Origin of the sequence: Streptococcus sp. HMSC072D07 (assembly GCF_001814835.1) — a bacterium.
Lineage (GTDB): Bacteria > Bacillota > Bacilli > Lactobacillales > Streptococcaceae > Streptococcus.
Genome location: NZ_KV818078.1, coordinates 159,552 through 179,836, shown reverse-complemented (window position 1 = coordinate 179,836; position 20,285 = coordinate 159,552). Strand labels below are relative to the sequence as shown.

General features: G+C 41.6%; 17 protein-coding genes and 1 pseudogene. 1 reads left to right on the top strand and 17 read right to left on the bottom strand.

Annotation, left to right across the window (positions count from 1 at the left end; genetic code table 11):
• Nucleotides 1-36 precede the first annotated feature (36 nt).
• The 5 genes from HMPREF2991_RS08695 to HMPREF2991_RS08675 form a co-directional block, all read right to left on the bottom strand.
• Nucleotides 37-3,132, bottom strand: coding sequence for a pilus expression-regulating Snf2 family helicase (locus tag HMPREF2991_RS08695; protein WP_070568565.1), 3,096 nt, complete (start codon nucleotides 3,130-3,132; stop codon nucleotides 37-39).
• A 92-nt stretch (nucleotides 3,133-3,224) separates the two neighbouring features.
• Nucleotides 3,225-4,391, bottom strand: a complete 1,167-nt coding sequence (locus tag HMPREF2991_RS08690; protein WP_070568562.1) for a MalY/PatB family protein — start codon at nucleotides 4,389-4,391, stop codon at nucleotides 3,225-3,227.
• 7 nt (nucleotides 4,392-4,398) lie between these two features.
• The gene (locus HMPREF2991_RS08685; RefSeq protein ID WP_070683874.1) at nucleotides 4,399-5,493 is read right to left on the bottom strand and encodes a cystathionine gamma-synthase; all 1,095 of its coding nucleotides are present in this window, start codon (nucleotides 5,491-5,493) and stop codon (nucleotides 4,399-4,401) included.
• A gap of 145 nt (nucleotides 5,494-5,638) precedes the next feature.
• Nucleotides 5,639-7,597, bottom strand: a complete 1,959-nt coding sequence (locus tag HMPREF2991_RS08680) for a peptide ABC transporter substrate-binding protein (protein WP_070568554.1) — start codon at nucleotides 7,595-7,597, stop codon at nucleotides 5,639-5,641.
• Between the two features lie 202 nt (nucleotides 7,598-7,799).
• A complete protein-coding gene (locus HMPREF2991_RS08675) occupies nucleotides 7,800-9,422 on the bottom strand; it encodes a putative polysaccharide biosynthesis protein (protein WP_070568552.1) in 1,623 nt (540 codons plus the stop codon).
• Between the two features lie 105 nt (nucleotides 9,423-9,527).
• Between HMPREF2991_RS08675 and HMPREF2991_RS08670 the strand changes: the two genes are divergently transcribed.
• Complete coding sequence (locus tag HMPREF2991_RS08670) at nucleotides 9,528-10,973, top strand: UDP-N-acetylmuramoyl-L-alanyl-D-glutamate--L-lysine ligase (RefSeq protein ID WP_070568550.1); 1,446 nt, start codon at nucleotides 9,528-9,530, stop codon at nucleotides 10,971-10,973.
• Between the two features lie 31 nt (nucleotides 10,974-11,004).
• Here the strand turns inward: HMPREF2991_RS08670 and HMPREF2991_RS08665 are convergent, their stop codons facing one another.
• The 12 genes and pseudogenes from HMPREF2991_RS08665 to HMPREF2991_RS08610 form a co-directional block, all read right to left on the bottom strand.
• A complete protein-coding gene (locus HMPREF2991_RS08665; protein ID WP_000051179.1) occupies nucleotides 11,005-11,205 on the bottom strand; it encodes a CsbD family protein in 201 nt (66 codons plus the stop codon).
• A 101-nt stretch (nucleotides 11,206-11,306) separates the two neighbouring features.
• Nucleotides 11,307-11,957 carry a DUF1803 domain-containing protein gene (locus tag HMPREF2991_RS08660; RefSeq protein ID WP_070568548.1) on the bottom strand — a complete coding sequence of 217 codons (651 nt, stop codon included), beginning with the start codon at nucleotides 11,955-11,957 and terminating at the stop codon, nucleotides 11,307-11,309.
• Nucleotides 11,941-12,453, bottom strand: a complete 513-nt coding sequence (locus HMPREF2991_RS08655) for a YiiX/YebB-like N1pC/P60 family cysteine hydrolase (protein WP_070568545.1) — start codon at nucleotides 12,451-12,453, stop codon at nucleotides 11,941-11,943. The genes HMPREF2991_RS08660 and HMPREF2991_RS08655 overlap by 17 nt, the downstream gene beginning before the upstream one ends.
• A gap of 122 nt (nucleotides 12,454-12,575) precedes the next feature.
• Complete coding sequence (locus HMPREF2991_RS08650; RefSeq protein WP_070568543.1) at nucleotides 12,576-12,902, bottom strand: DUF2568 domain-containing protein; 327 nt, start codon at nucleotides 12,900-12,902, stop codon at nucleotides 12,576-12,578.
• A 53-nt stretch (nucleotides 12,903-12,955) separates the two neighbouring features.
• Nucleotides 12,956-13,891, bottom strand: a complete 936-nt coding sequence (locus HMPREF2991_RS08645) for a manganese-dependent inorganic pyrophosphatase (protein WP_070568540.1) — start codon at nucleotides 13,889-13,891, stop codon at nucleotides 12,956-12,958.
• Between the two features lie 85 nt (nucleotides 13,892-13,976).
• The gene (locus tag HMPREF2991_RS08640; protein ID WP_000349628.1) at nucleotides 13,977-14,261 is read right to left on the bottom strand and encodes a GIY-YIG nuclease family protein; all 285 of its coding nucleotides are present in this window, start codon (nucleotides 14,259-14,261) and stop codon (nucleotides 13,977-13,979) included.
• Entirely contained in the window at nucleotides 14,251-15,000 is a 750-nt protein-coding gene (locus HMPREF2991_RS08635; RefSeq protein ID WP_000657018.1) for a tRNA1(Val) (adenine(37)-N6)-methyltransferase, read from the bottom strand. Before HMPREF2991_RS08635 ends, HMPREF2991_RS08640 begins: the two co-directional genes overlap by 11 nt.
• Nucleotides 15,001-15,053: 53 nt before the next feature.
• Nucleotides 15,054-15,413 carry a S1 RNA-binding domain-containing protein gene (locus tag HMPREF2991_RS08630; protein WP_000689619.1) on the bottom strand — a complete coding sequence of 120 codons (360 nt, stop codon included), beginning with the start codon at nucleotides 15,411-15,413 and terminating at the stop codon, nucleotides 15,054-15,056.
• Nucleotide 15,414: 1 nt separating this feature from the next.
• On the bottom strand, nucleotides 15,415-16,815 hold the full coding sequence (locus HMPREF2991_RS08625) for a bifunctional Cof-type HAD-IIB family hydrolase/peptidylprolyl isomerase (protein WP_000338990.1): 1,401 nt from the start codon (nucleotides 16,813-16,815) through the stop codon (nucleotides 15,415-15,417).
• A 122-nt stretch (nucleotides 16,816-16,937) separates the two neighbouring features.
• Nucleotides 16,938-18,041: pseudogene (locus tag HMPREF2991_RS08620) on the bottom strand (glycosyl hydrolase family 8).
• Nucleotides 18,042-18,049: 8 nt separating this feature from the next.
• Nucleotides 18,050-19,360, bottom strand: coding sequence for a glycosyltransferase family 2 protein (locus HMPREF2991_RS08615; protein ID WP_070568538.1), 1,311 nt, complete (start codon nucleotides 19,358-19,360; stop codon nucleotides 18,050-18,052).
• Between the two features lie 142 nt (nucleotides 19,361-19,502).
• Nucleotides 19,503-20,282, bottom strand: coding sequence for a hypothetical protein (locus HMPREF2991_RS08610; protein ID WP_070568535.1), 780 nt, complete (start codon nucleotides 20,280-20,282; stop codon nucleotides 19,503-19,505).
• Nucleotides 20,283-20,285: the final 3 nt, after the last annotated feature.

The following is a 20,285-nucleotide window of genomic DNA, read 5'->3' as shown; positions in this document are numbered from 1 at the left end:
TTTCAACACTTCATTATAGCGTATTGTCTTGATTTTTCAAGTGCTGGCTTCAGAAATTCCCAAAATTTCACGAATTTCTGCCAGACTGAGACTCGCACGCGACTCCGTACCATCTAAAACTTGGGAAACCAAATGTTTCTTTTGTTCTTGAAGTTCTTGGATTTTCTCTTCAATGGTCCCCTTGGTAATCAAACGATAGACCTCGACCATCTGCTCCTGCCCCATGCGGTGGGCTCGTCCGATAGCCTGGGCTTCGACAGCGGGATTCCACCAAAGGTCAACCAAAATAACCGTATCAGCTCCCGTTAGATTGAGACCAACACCACCCGCCTTAAGGGAGATGAGAAAGGCATCTCTCTCCCCTTGGTTAAAGGCCTTAGTCATCTCCTGTCTGTCTTGAGCAGGAGTTGAACCTGTGATTTTGAAGGAGGTCAAGCCCAAGTCTGGGAGTTCTTTCTCGATTTTTTCCAACATTCCTTTGAACTGGGAGAAAATCAAGACCCGATGTCCACCATCAGCCACTTGTAGCAATAAATCTCGAAGACTATCCAATTTACCACTAGCTCCTTGGTAATCGTCCATGAAGAGAGCTGGCGTATCGCAGATCTGGCGCAATCGCATGAGTCCAGATAAGATTTCTACCCGACTTCTCTGGAATTCTTGATCGGTCACTTGCGCTAGGCGGTCTCGCATCTGTTGCAACTGGGCTAGATAGATAGCCTTCTGTTGGTCTTCCAGTTCATTTTTATAGACGACTTCGATCAGATCAGGCAGTTCTGTAAGAACTTCTTCTTTCTTACGCCTCATGACGAAGGGTTTGATAAACTGCGCGACTCGCTCAGCCGGTAATTTCATAAACTCCTTTTTACTTGGCAAGAGCCCCGGAAGCACAATTTGAAAGATAGACCACAACTCTCCTAAATGGTTTTCAATGGGCGTACCTGACAAAGCAAAGACTGCTGGCACCACAAACTGGCGCAAACTCTGAGCAATCTTGGTCTGAGCATTTTTCATGACCTGGGCCTCATCTAAGAAGAGAAAATCAAAAGCCATCTCTTGATAAAGCTCGCTGTCTTGACGAAAGGTGGCATAGCTAGTCACATAGATTTGGTGATTTTCAGAAAGAATTGCTTCTCGATTCGCTTTCAAACCATGAACGACAGCCAAATCCAACTGTGGGGCAAATTTCCTGAATTCATCTGCCCAATTGTAGATCAAACCTGACGGAGCCAAAATCAAGACCCGACTATCTTCTGTCACCTGACTGGTCAAAAAAGCGATGGTTTGCAATGTTTTTCCCAGTCCCATATCATCTGCCAGAATGCCACCAAAGCCATAGTGATGAAGCATCTGGAGCCAACGGACTCCCTTTTCCTGATATTCTCTCAAACTCGCCTGCACCCGTATATCTCCCAAAGGAAAATCCTCTGGATGGGTCAAATCATGAGCTAAATGCTGAAATTCCTCTGAGAAGGAGATCCTATCTCGACCTTCAAAAAGCTGAGAAAGGCTATAAGCCAGAGATTTTCGCGCTTGAAAAGAACCATCTTTTAGCTCAACCCCCAGTTCCTGCAAATTTTGACGAATCTGCTTGGTTTCCTCATCAAAAAAGTATACTTGGTCAGAAGAACTGATATAGAAATCCTGATTGCTGGTCAGGGCTTTAAGAGCTTGATCAATCTCTTCTTGGGCAATCCCTTGGAAATCAAACTGAATCTCCAACAGTCCTCCCTTGGACTCAATCTGAACCTGAGGAGCTTGGACGCTGTAGAGCTGATTCATCTCATCAGACAAGAAAACCTGACCCAATTTCTCAAAAGCTGGAATCGTATGGTGAAAGAAAGAATAAACTGACTCTGACTTCAAAGCCTGTCTCCAAGACTGAAAATCAGCCTCAAAACCAGCTCCTAAACAGACTTGAAATAGCTGATTTTCCAAGACGGCATCGCTTGAAAATGGTAATTGTTCCAGCTGTTGACGACTAGTTACCTTAACATCTCCATAGTCAAACTGGATATCCAAACGGATGCGGCCGTCATCCTCCCTATCAAAGTAAAAGATTGGTGAAAAGGGTCTGATTTGTAAGCGCTCAGGAGCAGAAACTGTGCCCAGCTGTCCAAACAAAGGCAGACAGGCGGCTAGGCGGTCACGATCACTGTTGTCAAACTGGAGGCATTTTCTCCCTCTTTCCTCCTGAGGAAGCTCCTTGATTTCCTTTAGGAGGCTGATTTGTTTAGGATTTAAGAGATAAAGATTACCCTTACGAAAGAGAACCGCTCCCCCATAGAATACGTTGACTCGCTCACTTTCAGAAATCTCCATCTCAAAATAATCGGGATACTCCTGCACGGAAAAAGAGAAAAGGTTTGCTTCTGGATCTAAATCATGAAAGAGAAGATTTTCATAACTAGTAATCTGGTGTTCGAAATGAAAATCTTCCAAGTTCATCAATAACCCCATTCCCTGCTCAAAAAAGGTCAGAGGGAAAAAGAGGTGACGACCTTGATTGGGGAAAAAGAGGTCTTGACTCAGTCCCTCCTCAATCAAGCCACATAAAAAAGTAAGAACATCTTGACTAGCTGTATCAAAAGCATCCCAAGACAAGTCATTTTCATAGTATTTCCCAATCATATATGGCTTTCGATGGACCAAGACCTTCAAAAAGAGAGGGATGTCACGAATGACATAATATTTTTGACTATCAACTAAACCGATTCGGAGAGTCCAAAGGAGGCGATTGGTTCCAGCTTCTACCTGGCCTTGAGCCGACAAAGTGTAGATTTTCTCTCTCTTCTGAGGTTGGATACGCTCCAAAAAACTACCACCAAAACCAACCTTGGTTTCGACCTCTTCTTGCTCTTCATGTCCTTTTTCTAAGGCTTGTAAAATCACCTGGCCTTCTTCGTCGTTCTTCAGATAATGCTCGAGCGCTGCGAGGTGAACACAGTAACCTCTTTTTTGGAAAAAATCGCAAGCACAAAAAACCAGATCATCCTCTAAACTGTAGCGCAAGTCTTCTCCCGCCACACGAGTATAGAGGCGATTCCCTTTTTCCTTGATAATCTCAATGTTGCCTGTTTCATAGAGTGTAACCCCCTCCATGCGCAACTTTCCCGGAATCAATTTAGCCATAGTTACCCCTTTATCTTATCTTTTTATTATACCACATTTTCCCCTACGAAAATAGCCTTCTAGGAAGACTTTCCTCCTAGAAGGCTCGATTTTTAAAGTGTAGCAAAAGTGGTCACGATGCGTTGGCAAACCTCTTCCAGTACGGACTTCGGCATAGCCACATTGAGGCGGGCATGAAGAGTTCCCTCCTCTCCAAAGTCCAAACCTCGATTCAAGATAACCTTGGCTTCATTCTTCAAAAGCTCTTGCAAGCGGTCATCCGTTAGGTCATAGGCTGAAAAATCAAGCCAGATCAAGTAGGTACCTTGCGGTTTCATGACCTTAATCTTGGTTTCGTTGCCCAAAAAATCCACTACATAGTTAATGTGGTCCTCGATGACTTCTTTTAAGTCTCCTAACCAGTCCTTACCATAACGGTAGGCAGCTTCTGTCGCCAAATACCCCAAGCCTGAGATTTCATGTTGGTTATTGGCCAACTGGCGTTTTTGGAAAGCCACACGAAGCTTTGGATTTTCAATAACTGTATAGGAATTCTTGGTCCCAGCAATATTAAATGTTTTAGTGGCACTACTCAAGATAAGGGCAAAGTCTTTAAAGGCGGGATCAATGGTGTTAAAAGACTGGTGTTTATGACCAAAGAGGGCCAAATCTTGGTGAATCTCATCTGAAATCAACAAAACACCATGTTTTTGGCAGAGATACCCAATCTTTTCTAACACTTCCTTTTCCCAAACACGTCCACCAGGATTGTGAGGATTGCAAAGGATATAGAGTTTGACATCCTCTCCCACCAATTCCTTCTCCAACTGGTCAAAGTCAATCTCAAACAGCCCGTCCTTTTCCACCAAAGAATTGGTAATCAATCTGCGATTGTTGAGTTTGACACTGCGTGCAAAAGGTGGATAGACCGGTGTGTTAATCAGAACAGCCTCTCCTTCTTTTGTAAAGGCTTGAATAGCTGTTGAAATAGCTGGTACCACTCCCTCTATAAAGACGAGGGCATCCTTGTCAAAGCGATAGCCGTGTTGACTGGCTTCCCAGTCCTGAACCGACTGAATCAAATCATCACTAGCATAAGTATAGCCATAGACCAACTGATCTGCGTAGGCTTGTACAGCTTGTCGAACCTCAGGCAAAACCACAAAGTCCATATCTGCTATCCAGGCTGGTAGAACTTCTCGATCAGCTTCCGCTTCTTTCCATTTATAGGTATGGTGCCCAAAACGATTGGGCAGGCTTGTAAAATCATATTTTCCCATATCTATCTTATCCTTCCAAAGCTTGGCGCAAGTCCGCAATCAAATCTCTAGCATCTTCAATCCCAATGGATAAACGCAGGAGGTCATCTGTTAAGCCATAGGAATGGCGCACTTCTGCTGGAATATCCGCATGGGTTTGAGTTGTCGGATAGGTGATCAGACTCTCTACCCCACCCAAACTTTCCGCAAAAGAGAAGACCTTCAAGCTATTTAAAATATGAGGAATACGCTTTTCATTCACTACTTTAAAGGAAATCATGCCTCCACGTCCTGTATAGAGCACTTCCTTGACAGCAGGTGAATCCTTCAAAAAAGCAACCACTTCTTGGGCATTGGCTGTAGAACGTTCCATACGAAGAGGTAGAGTTTTAAGACCACGAATCAACTGATAACTATCAAATGGTGACAAGACCGCACCAGTCGTATTCAAATTGTAGAACAGTTGCTCATATAGTTCTAAACTATTAGTCACAACTACCCCAGCCAAGACATCATTGTGCCCTGCTAGATACTTGGTGGCTGAATGAAGAACGATATCCGCACCATCTTCAATCGGACGTTGGTAAATCGGACTGTAGAAGGTATTGTCCACCACTACCTTGGCACCCTTGGCATGAGCTAGTTTGGCTAGTTTGGCAATATCAAATTCCAACATCAAGGGATTGGTCGGTGTTTCAATATAGAGAACATCCACATCTTTCTCTAACTCAGCAATCAACTCTTCTTCTGTATTGGCATAGGTAAAATGGAAACGACCTTCCTGTTCCACTTGGTTGAACCAACGGAAAGAACCACCATAAAGGTCTCGCACTGCCAGGACTTTACTTCCTACAGGAAAGACACTAAAGGCCAGTACAATCGCAGCCATTCCTGAGCTCGTCGCTAGGGCATAGTCTGCTGACTCAATAGCCGCCAAGACCTCCTCAGCCTTACTGCGAGTTGGGTTTTTAGTCCGAGTATAGTCAAATCCAGTAGACTGGCCAAACTCTGGATGCTGATAAGTGGTTGAAAAATGAAGCGGCGTCACCAAGGCACCTGTAGCCTCATCTGACTTGATTCCCGCCTGGGCCAAAATTGTGTTGATGTGTAGTTCTTTGCTCATACAATACCTCCAAATCTATAGTAACTATTGTACCACTTATTTTCACTAACTCATTTTCTTGTTTTCAAGAGCTAGTTATAGTTTCAAACTATATAAAAACGATAGTTCCTTGAGAAACTATCGTTTTTCCTGTTGAATAGACTGGTTATTTAACGTGTTTTGCCAGTTCTTCTTGGGCTTTTTTATTTGATTCTTCTTTTTCTTTTAGCCATTTTTCTTTAGCTTTTTCATACTCATCAGCCGTTACAGTCTTATCTTGTAACTTGAGATACTTGTATGATTCGACACCTTTATTTCCAGCTTGTGAGAATGGTGATGAGAATGGAACTGTCTTTCTCAAGGTCGGTGTTCCACCCTGGGAAACGTTTGGAATTGCAAGGGCGCTATCAACGAGCCAAGCTTGAATTTCAGCATATTTTTCATAACGTTTTGCTGGTTCTTGCTCCTTGTTCGCTTCTTCTAACATTTGAGTGTAAGTATCCAGACCAACTGCCTTAGCCTTGTCATTGACCTCACCTGGTTCTAGACCAATGTTTTGCAACATACCACCGTTATTGACATTTAAGATATCAAGATAACTTGATGGATCCAAGTAGTCCGCACTCCAACCGCCATTATAGATATCAAAGTCTTTTTGAGCTGCAGTTTGAGCTAGGTAGCTAGAGTTGTCAAAGTCATCTGTTGATAGCTGTTGGATATCGATAACCACATTCTCAGCTCCTAGAACAGATTCGATGGATTGTTTCAAAGAGCTTGCTTCAAGTACACCTTTTTTAGCTGATTGGTCTACAGATACATCCAAGTGGATTGGGAATTGCACACCCTTAGCTTCCAATTCTTTCTTAGCTTCTGCAAATTTAGCTTTAGCCTTGTCAGGATTGTAGTATGGATCTTGCGCATCTGCAAAGTTGATTCCTTGCCATTCTTGGCCATAGTTGACCATCTTTTCTGAAACAACATCGCCAAAGTCTTTTCCGTTGATGCTTACAAATGTAGGAGGTACAACCAAGTTACGAATAATCTTCGTTGCTCCTTCTTCCCCTTGAGATTGTGCTCCATAGGCTGTACGGTTATAAGCATAGTTGAAGGCTTGACGGAAGTTTTTATTCAGAACTGCTTCTTGGGTTGATTTCTTTTCGATATCTGAGGACTTAGAAGTGAAGTTATAAGATTTTCTGTCCAAGTTGAAGTTCAAGTAATAAGAAGTTGCGTTTTGCATACTATAGATAATGTTATCCTTATTGCTCTCTTTAATCCCTTCAAAGCTTGAACTATTAGGATAGAGACGAGCATAACTATAGACTCCTTCTGCAAAGTTACGTGCTAGTGCATCTTGGTCACTACCATCATAATAGGCCAATTTCACATCATCCACAAAGACATTTTTTTCATCCCAGTAGTTGGGATTTTTCTTGAATTCGATAACAGATTTTGAAACAAACGATTTCATCAAGAAAGGTCCATTGTACAAAATACTAGAAGGGTCTACCTTACCAAAGTCATCCCCTTTTGATTTTAGGAAGTCTGCATTGACAGGGAAGAGAATGGTTGAAGTTGTTTTAGAATTCCAATAAGGTTCTGGACGTGTCAAAGTATACTGAACTGTTTGGTCATCAATAGCCTTAACACCGACTGTTGAAAAGTCAGTTGTTTTCCCGTTGATATAGTCATCCAAACCTGCTACAGAGTCTTGAACCAGGTACAAGGCTTCGGATTTTTTATCAGCAGCATATTTCAAACCTGTCACAAAGTCTTGGGCCGTTACAGGGGCGTATTCTTCACCCTCATAAGTATACCATTTTGCATCCTTACGCAATTTGTAAGTATAGGTCAAACCGTCCTGAGAAACAGTCCAATCCTCTGCCAATGATGGAACATAGTTACCGTATTGGTCATTTTCCATCAACCCATCCACCAAATTGGTCACGATGTCATTGGTTGTTGCACGGTTTTCTGCAAGATAGTTCAAACTAGATGGATCGTTCGAATAAACATAGTTATATGTTTTAGTAGCGCTACTTGAATTTCCACATGCGCTCAGTAAGATACCTGCGCTTAACACGACACTTGCAAGTGTCAGATACTTGGCCTTAGACTTTTTCATTTCCAGAACCTCCTGTTTAAAAGTTTTGTCTTATTATACAGCTTTTGTTTTATTTAGTCAAGTGATTTCTGAAGAAAAACTTAAAAAAGCATATTTTTTGCTCTCGATTTTAGAAAAAGTTCTCTTTTTTTAAGAAAAATGTAGTATAAAAACCTTTCTGTTAAAGAAAGGTTAAATTTATTACTTTTATTTATAAATCTTTTTACGATATTTTCAATCGTGTACGAAGACGGTCTGCTTGAGCTTTGCCGATTATCTTGTCTAAGAGTCGTGTCCGTAGGCTCATCAAACCATAAAGACCTCCTCCAAGCCCTCCGATGAGAGCCACATAAAGGAAACTCCAGAAACGTCCACTTGGTTGGAAGACAAAACCGAGTAGCCACTGCAAGAAGCCAACTAGGATAAACATGACAAGTGTCAAGATGGTAATCAAAATGGTTCGCTTCAAGATTATCTTTCGACGAGCACCCGTTACCTGGCAGATGTCACGGTACATCAAGACATTCGGAATAATCAAACCGATAGTCGTTGAAATCAAGGGACCATAGCTATGGAAAATAGCAATGGTTGGCAATTGCAAGACAATCTTAGCAATGGAACCATAGATAAAGTATAGAACTGCCTTGCGGTTTCGGAACATGGCCTGAAGCATAGGAGACAAGACCATATACAAGCCTAGGATAGTAGACTGCAAAACTGCAAAGACAAACAAGCCCATGGCCAGACTATCTGGCTTACCGTAAAAGACTGTATAAAGAGGCTCCCCTACCATGACCACTCCAACCGTTGCCGGTAGTAGAAATAAGAAGAGCATGGTGAGGCTATCTTGGACTAGGCGAGCCGCAGCTGGCAAGTCACCTTTTACATAGTTTTCCGTCAAAAGCGGCAAGCCGACACTCCCAATCGAAACCCCTACAGAGATTAAAATCATAGTAATTTTATTCGGATTGGCAGAGAAATAAGAAAACATGACAACCAAGTCTTCATTGCTGTAGTTGGTAAACCACTTCATACTATTGATAAAGGTCATCTGGTCTAAAATCTGGAAGAGTTGAATGGCTGACCCTGTCAGGATAAAGGGAATGGCTTCCTTGATTGTATCAACCAAGAGTCGCTTACTATTGATTTTATCCCGTGTTTCAAAAACTCTTTTAAGCAAACCTTCTTGGGCAAGGAAGTAGATCAAAACTGCAAAACTTGCCACCATCCCCACAAAGGCTGCAAAGGTCGATTGGGTAACTGCTGCTAGGTAGTCACCAGAACCCATCTTCATAATGAAGAAGGTTGCCATCAACATCCAGATAACACGGATCACCTGCTCGGCGATTTGACTCATAGCATAGGGTTTCAGGTTATTCATCCCTTGGAAGAATCCTCGGATGACACTCATAGATGGGAAAATCAAGACCGCCCAAGCCAAGCTCTGCATGATGGGAATCAGGTCTTTCCCCACACCTGACAAATCTGCTAACCAGGGAGAAAAGAGATACAAGACCAAGGCAAAGACTAAGCCCAAGCCCGTCATAAAGCTTAGGAAACTCCGAATCAAGGCAAAGCTGTGCTCTTCTTCTCGCATGGTATTGTACTTAGCCACTTGTTTGGCGACCGCAACTGGGATACCCGCTGTCGAAATCAGCAAGAACCAGGCGTAAATATTGTAGCCCATGGTAAAGAGCCCATTTGCCTTGGCAGCATAGGTCCCCATCCAGATATACCAGGGAATAATGTAGATAGCACCAAGGAGGCGACTAATAAAGTTACTAGCTGTTAGCCAAGCAGTTCCTCGCAACATCTGGGCTTGCTGGTGATTGTTTTCGTTAGACATAGCTTCCTCATTCAATTTTGATAACTAGGAAAAGTTCCTTATCTTCCATTATAAACTTTTCCTTGTTACTTGTAAAATTCGGGCTTGAAGTTTATAATAGAAAGTATGATTAAGATTGAAACCGTATTAGATATTTTAAAGAAGGATGGCCTTTTTCGCGAGATTATTGACCAAGGACATTACCACTACAACTACAGTGAAGTTGTTTTTGATAGCATCAGTTATGACAGCCGAAAAGTAAAAGAAGGGACTCTTTTTTTTGCAAAAGGTTCTGCCTTTAAAAAAGAATACCTCCTATCCGCTATAACGCAAGGATTAGCTTGGTATGTCGCAGAAAAGGACTACGAAGTCGGTATCCCCGTCATCATTGTGAACGATATCAAAAAAGCCATGAGTTTGATTGCTATGGAATTTTATGGAAATCCACAAGAAAAACTCAAAATTCTCGCTTTCACAGGGACAAAAGGAAAGACAACAGCAGCTTACTTTGCTTACCACATCCTATCTCAACGCTACCCAACAGCTCTCTTGTCAACTATGAACACAACTCTGGATGGCGAGACCTTCTTTAAATCTTCCTTCTCAACACCAGAAAATATCGATCTTTTCGACATGATGGCTCAGGCTGTTAAGAATGGAAGAACCCATCTTGTAATGGAAGTCTCTAGCCAAGCCTATCTTGTTCATCGAGTCTATGGTCTGACCTTTGATGTAGGTGTCTTTCTTAACATCACTCCTGACCATATCGGTCCGATTGAGCATCCTAGCTTTGAAGACTACTTCTATCACAAACGTCTCTTGATGAAAAATAGTCGAGCAGTTGTCATTAATAGCGACATGGACCACTTTTCTGTATTGAAAGAACAAGTAGAAGATCAAGAACATGACTTCTATGGTAGCCAGTCAAGTAACCAAATCGAGAACTCCAAAGCCTTTAGCTTTTCAGCTACAGGTAAACTCGCTGGTGATTATGATATCCAACTCATCGGCCACTTTAACCAAGAAAATGCAGTTGCTGCAGGACTTGCCTGTCTTCGTCTAGGTGCCAGTCTAGAGGACATCAAAAAAGGGATCGCTGCAACCCGCGTTCCTGGACGTATGGAAGTTCTCACTCAGAAAAATGGAGCCAAGGTCTTCATCGACTATGCCCACAATGGTGATAGTCTGAAAAAACTGATTTCTGTTGTTGAAACTCATCAAACTGGAAAGATTGCTCTGGTTCTCGGTTCGACTGGAAACAAGGGTGAAAGTCGCCGCAAAGACTTTGGCCTCCTCCTCAATCAGCATCCCGAGATTCAAGTCTTTCTCACCGCGGATGACCCCAACTATGAAGATCCAATGGCCATTGCTGAAGAAATCAGTAGCTATATCAGTCATCCTGTTGAAAAGATTGCCGATCGTGAAGAAGCCATCAAGGCAGCGATGGCCATCACAAATCAAGAACTAGATGCCGTGATTATTGCTGGTAAGGGAGCTGATTGTTACCAAATCGTCCAAGGAAAGAAAGAAGACTATCCTGGAGACGCAGCTATCGCAGAATGTTATCTATAAAAAAATCAAGGGAAACATTCCCTTGATTTTTTTAGTCTTCTTTCTTAAATGAATTTTTAAGACCTTCAACGGCACCTTCTACAGCACCTTTAGCATCTTCAACAACTTCTTTTGCTTTGGCAACTGTTTTTTCAACAGTACCTTCTGCTTCTGTCTTGCTATCACCAGTAACTTTACCAAATCCTTCTTTGATAGCACCAGTTGCTTGATCCAATTTATTTTCAAGTGACATAGTTCTGTCTCCTTTGCTTTTAATACGATAAACGTTATCGCTTACATTCAGTTTATGCTTATTCTTTAGCAAAGTCAAATAATCTGCTCAAAAGCAAGCAATTAAGGCAAATAGAAAGTCAAGCGTTCCTTGTCGAAATCAACAGCCAACTCATACTTCCCTTCTTCGTTTTGAACAATATAGCCTAAGACGACTAAACTCTCAACGAAAATATCACGCCGTTTCTGCATGAGCTGGTCCTTTTTGAGGAACTTGAGTAAAAACGTCGTCATATACTTGAGAGCATACTCAGGATTGACATCTCCCAAAATGGCATAGAGTTCCTGCTGTTTTTCCGTCAAAGGATATTGGTGCTTGACCTTGTAGAAATAGTTGGATAGGATCATTTTTGTCCGCACAAAGTCGGTCTTTTCAACTAAAATGGCTGCATTGGTTTGATTGCGCAATTCTGTCTCAAAAGTCTTCTCCAGTAAGGCTTGATAGACTGGACTGTCCTCTCTGATAAAAATTTCTTGGTCAAGGCATAAACCATCCGTAGATTCTAAAAAAGGGAGATTGAGGGAATAGCGTTTGTTTTCCCTTAGGATCAAACCTGCCTTTATATACTCTTCCATGAGTTTATCAACTGCCACATCTGGAAACTGAGCCTTAATTTCTCGTAGAATCACATCGTCATGCTGGTCCAGATAGTCCACCAAATCTATAAAAAATGGCTGTCGAGTCAATCGGGAGGGATTAAAAATCTGAATCATGAAGATTCCTTTCTTTACATTCTAAAAGAGGAGATGCTGCCAACTGACTGGGATTGGTTCCTGGTTGATTGAGAGGCACAGGAAGTTCGAGTTTCCTGTAGTATTCTCTCCAAAAATCACTAATCTCCTGCTCCCCGTCTCCAAATTGCATCGGAATAGTCTCAAAAATAGGAAGAATTTCCGCGATATACTGGGAGCAGTAAAAGCCAGACCCATCTGGATATAACGAGCTATTATAAGGAGCACCTAGATGCTGGCAAGCCATCTTCTTTACCAAGTCAACTTCCAGCTCTGGATAGACATAAAGATCGTAGAGATGAGTCGGTTCAAAAAAATCAGCAGGTTCTTGACAAATAACACCTGCTTGCCCACTAGCATGGTAGATGAAACCATCCAAAAAGATGGCTACATGACTATAGTACCCCGTAGAAGCCTGGATGGCTTGCCCCATATCTGAAAGGTCCTTCACAAAAATCAAATCACCATTTTCTAACATCTTTCTCTCCTAGAAAAAAAGGAGCCGAAACCCCTTTAGCTATAAGGAAAACATCGTTTTCTCGTGTCAATCTCTAGTCAAATGATTACCATTAAAATAATTCATTAACTATATTCTAAGAATCACTCTAGCTGAAAATAATAAAGTAGCACCAAACTTCCAAAAGACAGGGCTAAGTAGAGGATCCCTATTTGTAATCCATACAAATACCAAAAACTACCACTAACCAAAATAAAAATCGATGTATCAGCAACGAGGCGACGCCATTTTTTAAAAGCATGTGGAGATTTTGGCGCCATATATCGTGCCCAAAATAAGATTAATAGAACTGCTAGAAGAAAAAATAGGAATTTTTCCTGCCAAGAAATTTGTATCACAGACACGGAGAAAAGACCAAGTATTGCGACAATCTCAACCAAAAAGCGCAGTCCTTCAATCAATCGCATCATGCTATCACCTTCTATGAATAGTCAAATTAACAGTTCCAAATATTCCTTAAGAATTACCCATTAAAGCTTTCAGTCAACTGAGGCACCACTTGTTTCTTACGTGAAACAGCACCTGGAAGGAAAGCGTGGTTGTTTTCAAGTTTGAAGTTGAAAGCTGCTTCGACCTTGTCCATGTTTGATCCAAGAGCAAGGATTTCTGAGTTTGAGTTGACGATGTCTGTAATCATCAAGACAAAATCTGAGTAGCCGTTTGCTGCATTAGCTGCTTGCATTGCTGCTTCGATTTCTGCTTGGCGTTCCAAGACTTCAGCAATATCAACTGTATTGACTTGGGCAATACGAACCTTATTTCCATTGAGTTCAAAGGTCTTAGCATCGATGTCAATCAATTCTTCAGCAGATTTGCTTGCCAAGTTAGTACCAGCCTTGAGCATAGCAAGACCGTACTCTTCCAAGTTGACGCCTGCTAATTCTGCCAATTCTGGAGCAATGACTTTATCAGATGGGTGAGTTGTTGGTGATTTCAAAAGAAGGGTATCTGAAATCAAACCTGAAAGCATCAAACCTGCGATTTCTTTAGGAACTGCTACACCGTGTTCTTTGAACATGCGGTAAACGATTGAAGACGCAGATCCAACTGGTTCCAAGCGCATGTAAAGTGGGCTTGCAGTTTCAAAGTTAGCCACACGGTGGTGATCCACAACTCCGTAAACTTCTACTTCAGCGATATCTGACACTGATTGTTGGAATTCATTGTGGTCAGTCAAGATGACTTGTTCTGCACCTTCTGCTTTAGCAGATGTGATGACTCGTGGTGCTTCTACACCAAAATAGTTCAAAACGAAAGCTGTTTCTTCATTAGGAGTTCCAAGTGCTACTGCTTCTGTGTCCAATCCATAAGCCTCTTTTGCAAGATAAGCAAAGGCTACAGATGACCCGATGGCATCTGAGTCTGGATTTTGGTGACCAAATACTAGAATCTTAGACATGATAATACCTCTTTAAATTTATTCATCTTATTGTAGCACTTTTTTCCTCTTTTGACAAAAGTAAGAGGAGCCAAAGGACTCCTCGTTAGACATCAATATGGTTGACTAGATTTTTCTCTTGATTTTCAGATAAAAATCGTTCTTTCTGCGGGCGTTTCTTTCGTTTGAGGAGAGCTTCGGCAGACATGGCTTCTTCCTTAGTGGCAAAACCCTGAGCATAGATGAGTTTGACTGGCAAACGAGCTCGGGTATACTTGGCTCCCTTACCACTATTATGAACGGCAAGGCGCCTCTTCACATCCGTTGTATAGCCCGTATAGTAAGAACCGTCGCGGCACTCCACCACATACATATAGGCTTTATGATCCATAGTAAATCTCTTGAATTTCTGGTGTATAGGAACCATCATCATTGTGAACAATGAGTGGTGGCAAGACCTTAAAGCCACTTGTCGATCCATCCTTGATAGCTTCGATTAAGAGCATATTAGCCTCCTTCTCACGTTTAGGATAGACAAATTGCAGGCGCTTGGGTGCCAAATTATGGCGTTGAAGCATGTCTAAGATATCCAAGAGCCGATCTGGACGATGAACCATGGCCAAACGGCCATTAGACTTGAGAATACTCTGAGCACTACGGCAAATTTCTTTTAGGTTAGTCGTAATTTCGTGTCTGGCCAGAAGGTAATGTTCACTCTCGTTCAGATTGGAATGCGGATCCACCTTAAAATAAGGCGGATTGCACAAAATCATATCCACCTTACTTCCCTGAATGTGGGCAGGCATATTTTTCAAATCATCACAGATGACCTGCATCTGCTCTTCCAAGCCATTCAACTGAACCGAACGCTCTGCCATATCCGCCAAGCGCTCCTGAATCTCTACAGATATTATCCGCGCCTGAGTACGTGAACTAGCAAAAAGTCCCACTGCACCATTTCCAGCACAAAAGTCCACAATTAAACCCCGTTTAGGGAAGCGAGGAAAGCGTGATAAAAGAACACTATCCACCGAATAGCTAAACACCTCTCTATTTTGAATGATCTTGATATCTGTCGAAAAGAGCTGATTGATTCGCTCTCCTGGTTTTAATAATTGTTCTTCTTTCATACTTTCATTATAACAAATTATGATAATATTACAAATGATTTAGATAATCGTATTTATGGCTTCTTCTTTAAATGCTCCAGTGCCTCACGCGTCCAAACAGGCATCATTCGTCCAAGTGGTGCAAAACCGTGCTTGATCCGATCATTAGAAAAACGTCTCCGTCTTGGCAATTGATGTTTTTCCTCTTCCAAAGTACGGATAGAAAGACTGGCCTTCCCAGTGTATTCGTCAAAATCCACCACCTGAACTTGGACTTCATCGCCAATTTTTAAAATGTCATAGATATTTTCAATAAATCCCGTCCGAATCTCCGAGATGTGAATCAGCCCTGTCACCCCTGTCTCTAACTCAACAAAGGCACCATAGGGCTGAATTCCTGTAATACGCCCAGTTAGCTTATCACCAATTTTCATTCTAGTCCTCAATTTCAATCGTTTCAATTACCACATCTTCAACTGGCTTGTCCATTGCACCAGTCTCAACAGCCGCAATGGCATCCAAGACCGCAAATGATTCTGCATCTACCAATTGCCCAAAAACAGTATGGCGACGATCAAGGTGAGGAGTTCCACCTTGTTCTGCATAGATCTCAGCGATTGGTTCAGGCCAACCACCACGCGCAATCTCTTTCTTAGAGTACGGTAAGTGTTGGTTTTGCACGATAAAGAACTGACTTCCATTGGTATTTGGACCCGCATTGGCCATAGAAAGAGCGCCACGAACATTATAGAGTTCTTCTGAAAATTCATCTTCAAAAGTTTGTCCATAAATGGACTCACCACCCATACCAGTACCAGTGGGGTCTCCACCTTGAATCATAAAGTCCTTGATAATACGATGGAAAATAACACCATCATAGTAGCCATCTTTTGAAAGAGCAACAAAGTTGGCTACTGTTTTGGGAGCCTGTTCAGGGAAGAGCTTGATACGCAAGTCTCCGTGATTTGTCTTAATAGTCGCCAACGGACCTTCTACTGTTTCAATGTCTACTTGTGGGAAATGCAATTCTTTTTCTACCATACCAAATCCTTCTAAGGCATCAAAAATGCCATCTTCTTCTACTGTTTTTGTAATATAATCTGCTTTTTCTTTGATTTTTTCATGGGAAACTCCCATAGCAATACTGATTCCAGCATAATCAAAGAGTTCCAAGTCATTGAGACCGTCTCCAAAGACCATGACATTCTCTGGTTTCAAGCCTAAATGCTCCACCACCTTGGCTACACCTGTGGCTTTTGAACCTGAAATCGGCACGATATCAGATGAATGTTCATGCCAACGCACCATGCGAAGTTTATCTGATAAAGACTCTGGTAGGTGCAAGTCATCCCCTTTTTCCTCAAAGGTCCACATCTGGTAAATGTCCGCTTTTTCATGAAAATCTGGATCCACATCCAAGTTTGGATAAATGGGATCAATAGCCTCACTGATCAGTTCTGTTCGCGTGGAGAGTTTGGCGTCATGACTACCAACCAGGCCGTACTCAATTCCCTCTTCCTTCGTCCAAGAGACATACTCCTCAACATCTAACTTCTCAATCTGATGCTGATAAATGACCTGGCCTTTTTTATCTTCTATATAGGCCCCATTTAGGGTTACAAAAAAGTCCGGCTTGAGCTCACGAATCTCTGGAACAACACCGAAAATACCACGTCCAGAGGCGATTCCTGTTAAAATTCCTTTTTCACGCAACTGTTTAAAAACAGTAGGAATTGTAGCTGGAATAAAACCTGTCTTTGACGTACGCAAGGTATCATCAATATCAAAAAAGACGATTTTAATCTTCTTTGCCTTGTATTTTAATTTCGCATCCATCTCTCTACCTCTTTTCCATCACTCTTTCCATTATACCATAAAGCTGATGAAATTCCTTTTTTGAAAAAAGATGAAAATCCTATCAAAAAGAGAGCTCGTAAAACTAGCCCTCTCTTTTCATCCTAGAACATCTCTAGAGCAATCATGGTAATCATCGTTGCATCATAGTAGTTGTCCAAAGGTAAATCTTGTGTGAAAATGTATTTATTTTGCTGAAGAAGTTTCAGATAGCCTTCTCCCTTGTCAGACGCATAGGTAATCGGTGCCAAGAAACTACCTGCCTGGTATTGATTGAGGGCAGTTCCATTCAAGTCATAACCAGCATAAATACGTTGCTCTTTCATAAAGAAATCCATCATCTTTTGAACGAGTTTTTGGCTTCTTTCATCCTGACTCTGAGACAAGTGATATGGCAAACGACAAGCGTTATAAGAATAAGCCCCATCGTATTGAGATTCGATAGTGTTGGCATCAACAAGGTGCGCCCCTGACTTCTCAGCCCAGATAAAGTCTGGCAAGAGACCCGTATCAGAATGAGAACTGATTTGCTCCAGTTGCCCAAGCATCTTATCCTTAACGTCTAACCACTGTTTGTTTCCAGTCAGGTCATAGAAAGATTGGAAATAGCGAGGAAGAGTATCAGACGTCCGCATCAAGTAATAATAATCGGAATCCTTGTTGGCTCAGTTCCCTACTGTCAGAACACCTGTCTCTTCATTGTAATTGTATCGAAGAATATCTTCTAAGATTTTTTTAGCTTGCTCTTGGTATTCCTGCGCCTTATCCGGCCACTGCTTGGCAGCTTCAATCAAAGAATAAGCGATGTAGAGATCTCCATCAGTTGCGTTTTGCTTCTCAACCGTTTCACTACTATTTGTGATCACTTGCTTCCAAGACATCAACTGCGTTCCCTCGATACGATGATTTTGGTAATAGCGATAAAGATTCTCAAAATCTGCTTGTGTCGCTTGCCCTTTTTGGGCTGCTAAAACCGTTATGAGCATGCCATAACTTTGGGCTTCAGATAGAACTGTTGTTCCCTCCGAATCACTCGTCGTACGAACATAAGACTGATTGCCTTTTGTAACAAGGAACTGCTGGCTCCATTGGCTGTAAATTCGATTACGCATCTCGATTTTAGTCCTTCCTCTTGCTAAAAACAAGGCTAAACAAAAGATAGAAAGGATGAGCACAAACCAGACATATTTTAATTTATTCGTTTTCATAAATCCTCCTATCCTGCAAATCGCTTGGTTTTAACCCACTTGGTTTCTTTTCGTCGGAGTACTTTGTCCAGCACGATTGAAGAAATGGAATCAATGGATACAACGATAAACATCTGTGCGTAAGAGAAATAGGCCGCCAAGGCTAACCAGATTTGTTTTGTCGTCGCTTGTCCAAACTGACTTGCTAATGCCGTCATAATTTGCATCAAATAGAGACCAATCATGAGAATCCAGTTAAAGAGCATGAGCTGGGCAATGTAGATATTGTCCGCATCAAAAGCGAACGGAACCCTGATATCTGGGAAGAATAGGTTAAGACAGATTGCTAGCACATTCGCTAGGAAAATCAAATCCGATAGAACAATGGCAAAGTTAAACCAAAAGAAAACACACGAATAGTTAAAAACTTCTAATTTAACACGCCAGTTTGCTCTGCCAAATAAATGCTTAAAGTTTGAAAGAACAACTTCATAATTTCCTTTCGCCCAACGTTTCCGTTGCATATAGTAACTCTTTAAGGTTTCAGGTTCTTGTTGGAAAGCCTCTGAATTATAGGCAAGGGCAATCAATTTACCACTCTGCATGATTTTGAAGGAAATATCGGTATCCTCGGTTAAGGCACCATTTTTCCAACCACCGATACTCTTTACAAAGTCGGTTTGAATGATAAAGTTGGTTCCTGGGATACGCCCAATTTTAAAGAGATGCCACATCCCAACGTGGTGCACGCGCTGAGTAACAACGATTTCCTGGTTAATACAACGAGTCAAGAAATTTTGATTAGCGTTTCGAGTCTTGTTGCGGCCGAAAGATGCCACATGACGTTCTGGATCCTTCATCACTTCTTTGACAAGGAAATAAAGGGCATTTTTTTCAGGCATGGCATCAGCATCATAGACACAGATGTATTCACCTGTTGCCATCTCCAAAGCATCGTTTAGAACGCCCGCTTTTCCTCCCGTACCAGTACGGTCGATAATAGTCAGATTTCTTCCTGCATATTCAGGCATGGCTTGTACAGACAAACACTCTGAATAGGTGTTGTCCGAACAGTTATCCGCAAACAAGAGCAACTCCACACGGTCGTGAGGATAGTTCATATCTAAGATAGCTTTTGCCGTTTGGGCAATAACCACATCCTCATTATGAGCAGGAACAACAATGGTGACCTTCGGATAATAAGGTAGCGGCGAAGTGTCTACACGAAAATCACTGTGTTTAAACCAAAAGTGTACTGCCGAAAAGAGAATTACCAAGCCCCATGCCAGAGAAATCCAAATTGTAAGCAAGGTAAAAATCATTAACATTTGACTAATCATGATTCACCGCCTTAAAATTTTTGTTTACTCGATGGTAAAGAATATTGTATGCAATAAATAGTATGATAAAACAAATGCCAAAGGCGAGACTGAGTCCCAAAGCAATACCAAAAAATAGTTCGGTTAAAGTCATGTTTCCCTCCTAATATTCTACAATTACATCTGTCTCTAGTTGACGTTTGAGATGACTGGCGACATCCGCGTAGTCTTGGTATTTATCTTTATTATCAGAGTTAATCACCAAATAGCCTGTTTGGAACTGAATTCCTTGATTGCCATCTTCTCCATGAAAAACTAAACTGCTCAGTTTCTCCTGCAAACCATTCAAATAAAGTTCCTTCAAAGAATGTTGGTTAGTACTAGATAGAACGAGAAAATTACCATCCGAAACATAATAAAGCTTATCATTGTAACTCAATTCCTGAGCAATCACCTCTTGAATGCGACTGAGCATCTGGTTATGTTCTTTCGGTTTAATCTGGAAGAACAAATCTTCATGTGACCAATGAATCAATAAGGACTGTACCATCACATCACTTTGTTCAGTGACCATCGCTTGGTAATCTACTCGAGCTTCGTCTTCCTGTTCTTGTACCTTTGAGGCCACCTTGAAGAAATAATAACGAACTTTAAGTAGAATCCCAATCAAAAGTGGAAAACTGATCAATAAGAAGACCAGTTGCATGATTGGGATATAAACCACACCCGCAACCAAAACGATAAGTCCAAAACCAAATGCTAAGATAAGAGTCCAAGTAAGCAAAAGGTCAGATAATACCAACACGGCAAACAAGGCTAAAGCCAAAAACAAGATTTGTTCTAAAATGATTGCTCGAGCATACAAAAAACAAAGCACCAAAAGAATGACCTCACAAGCAAGCAAAGCCATAAGCCAGTTTTTAAATTGACTCCAATTTTTCATTTT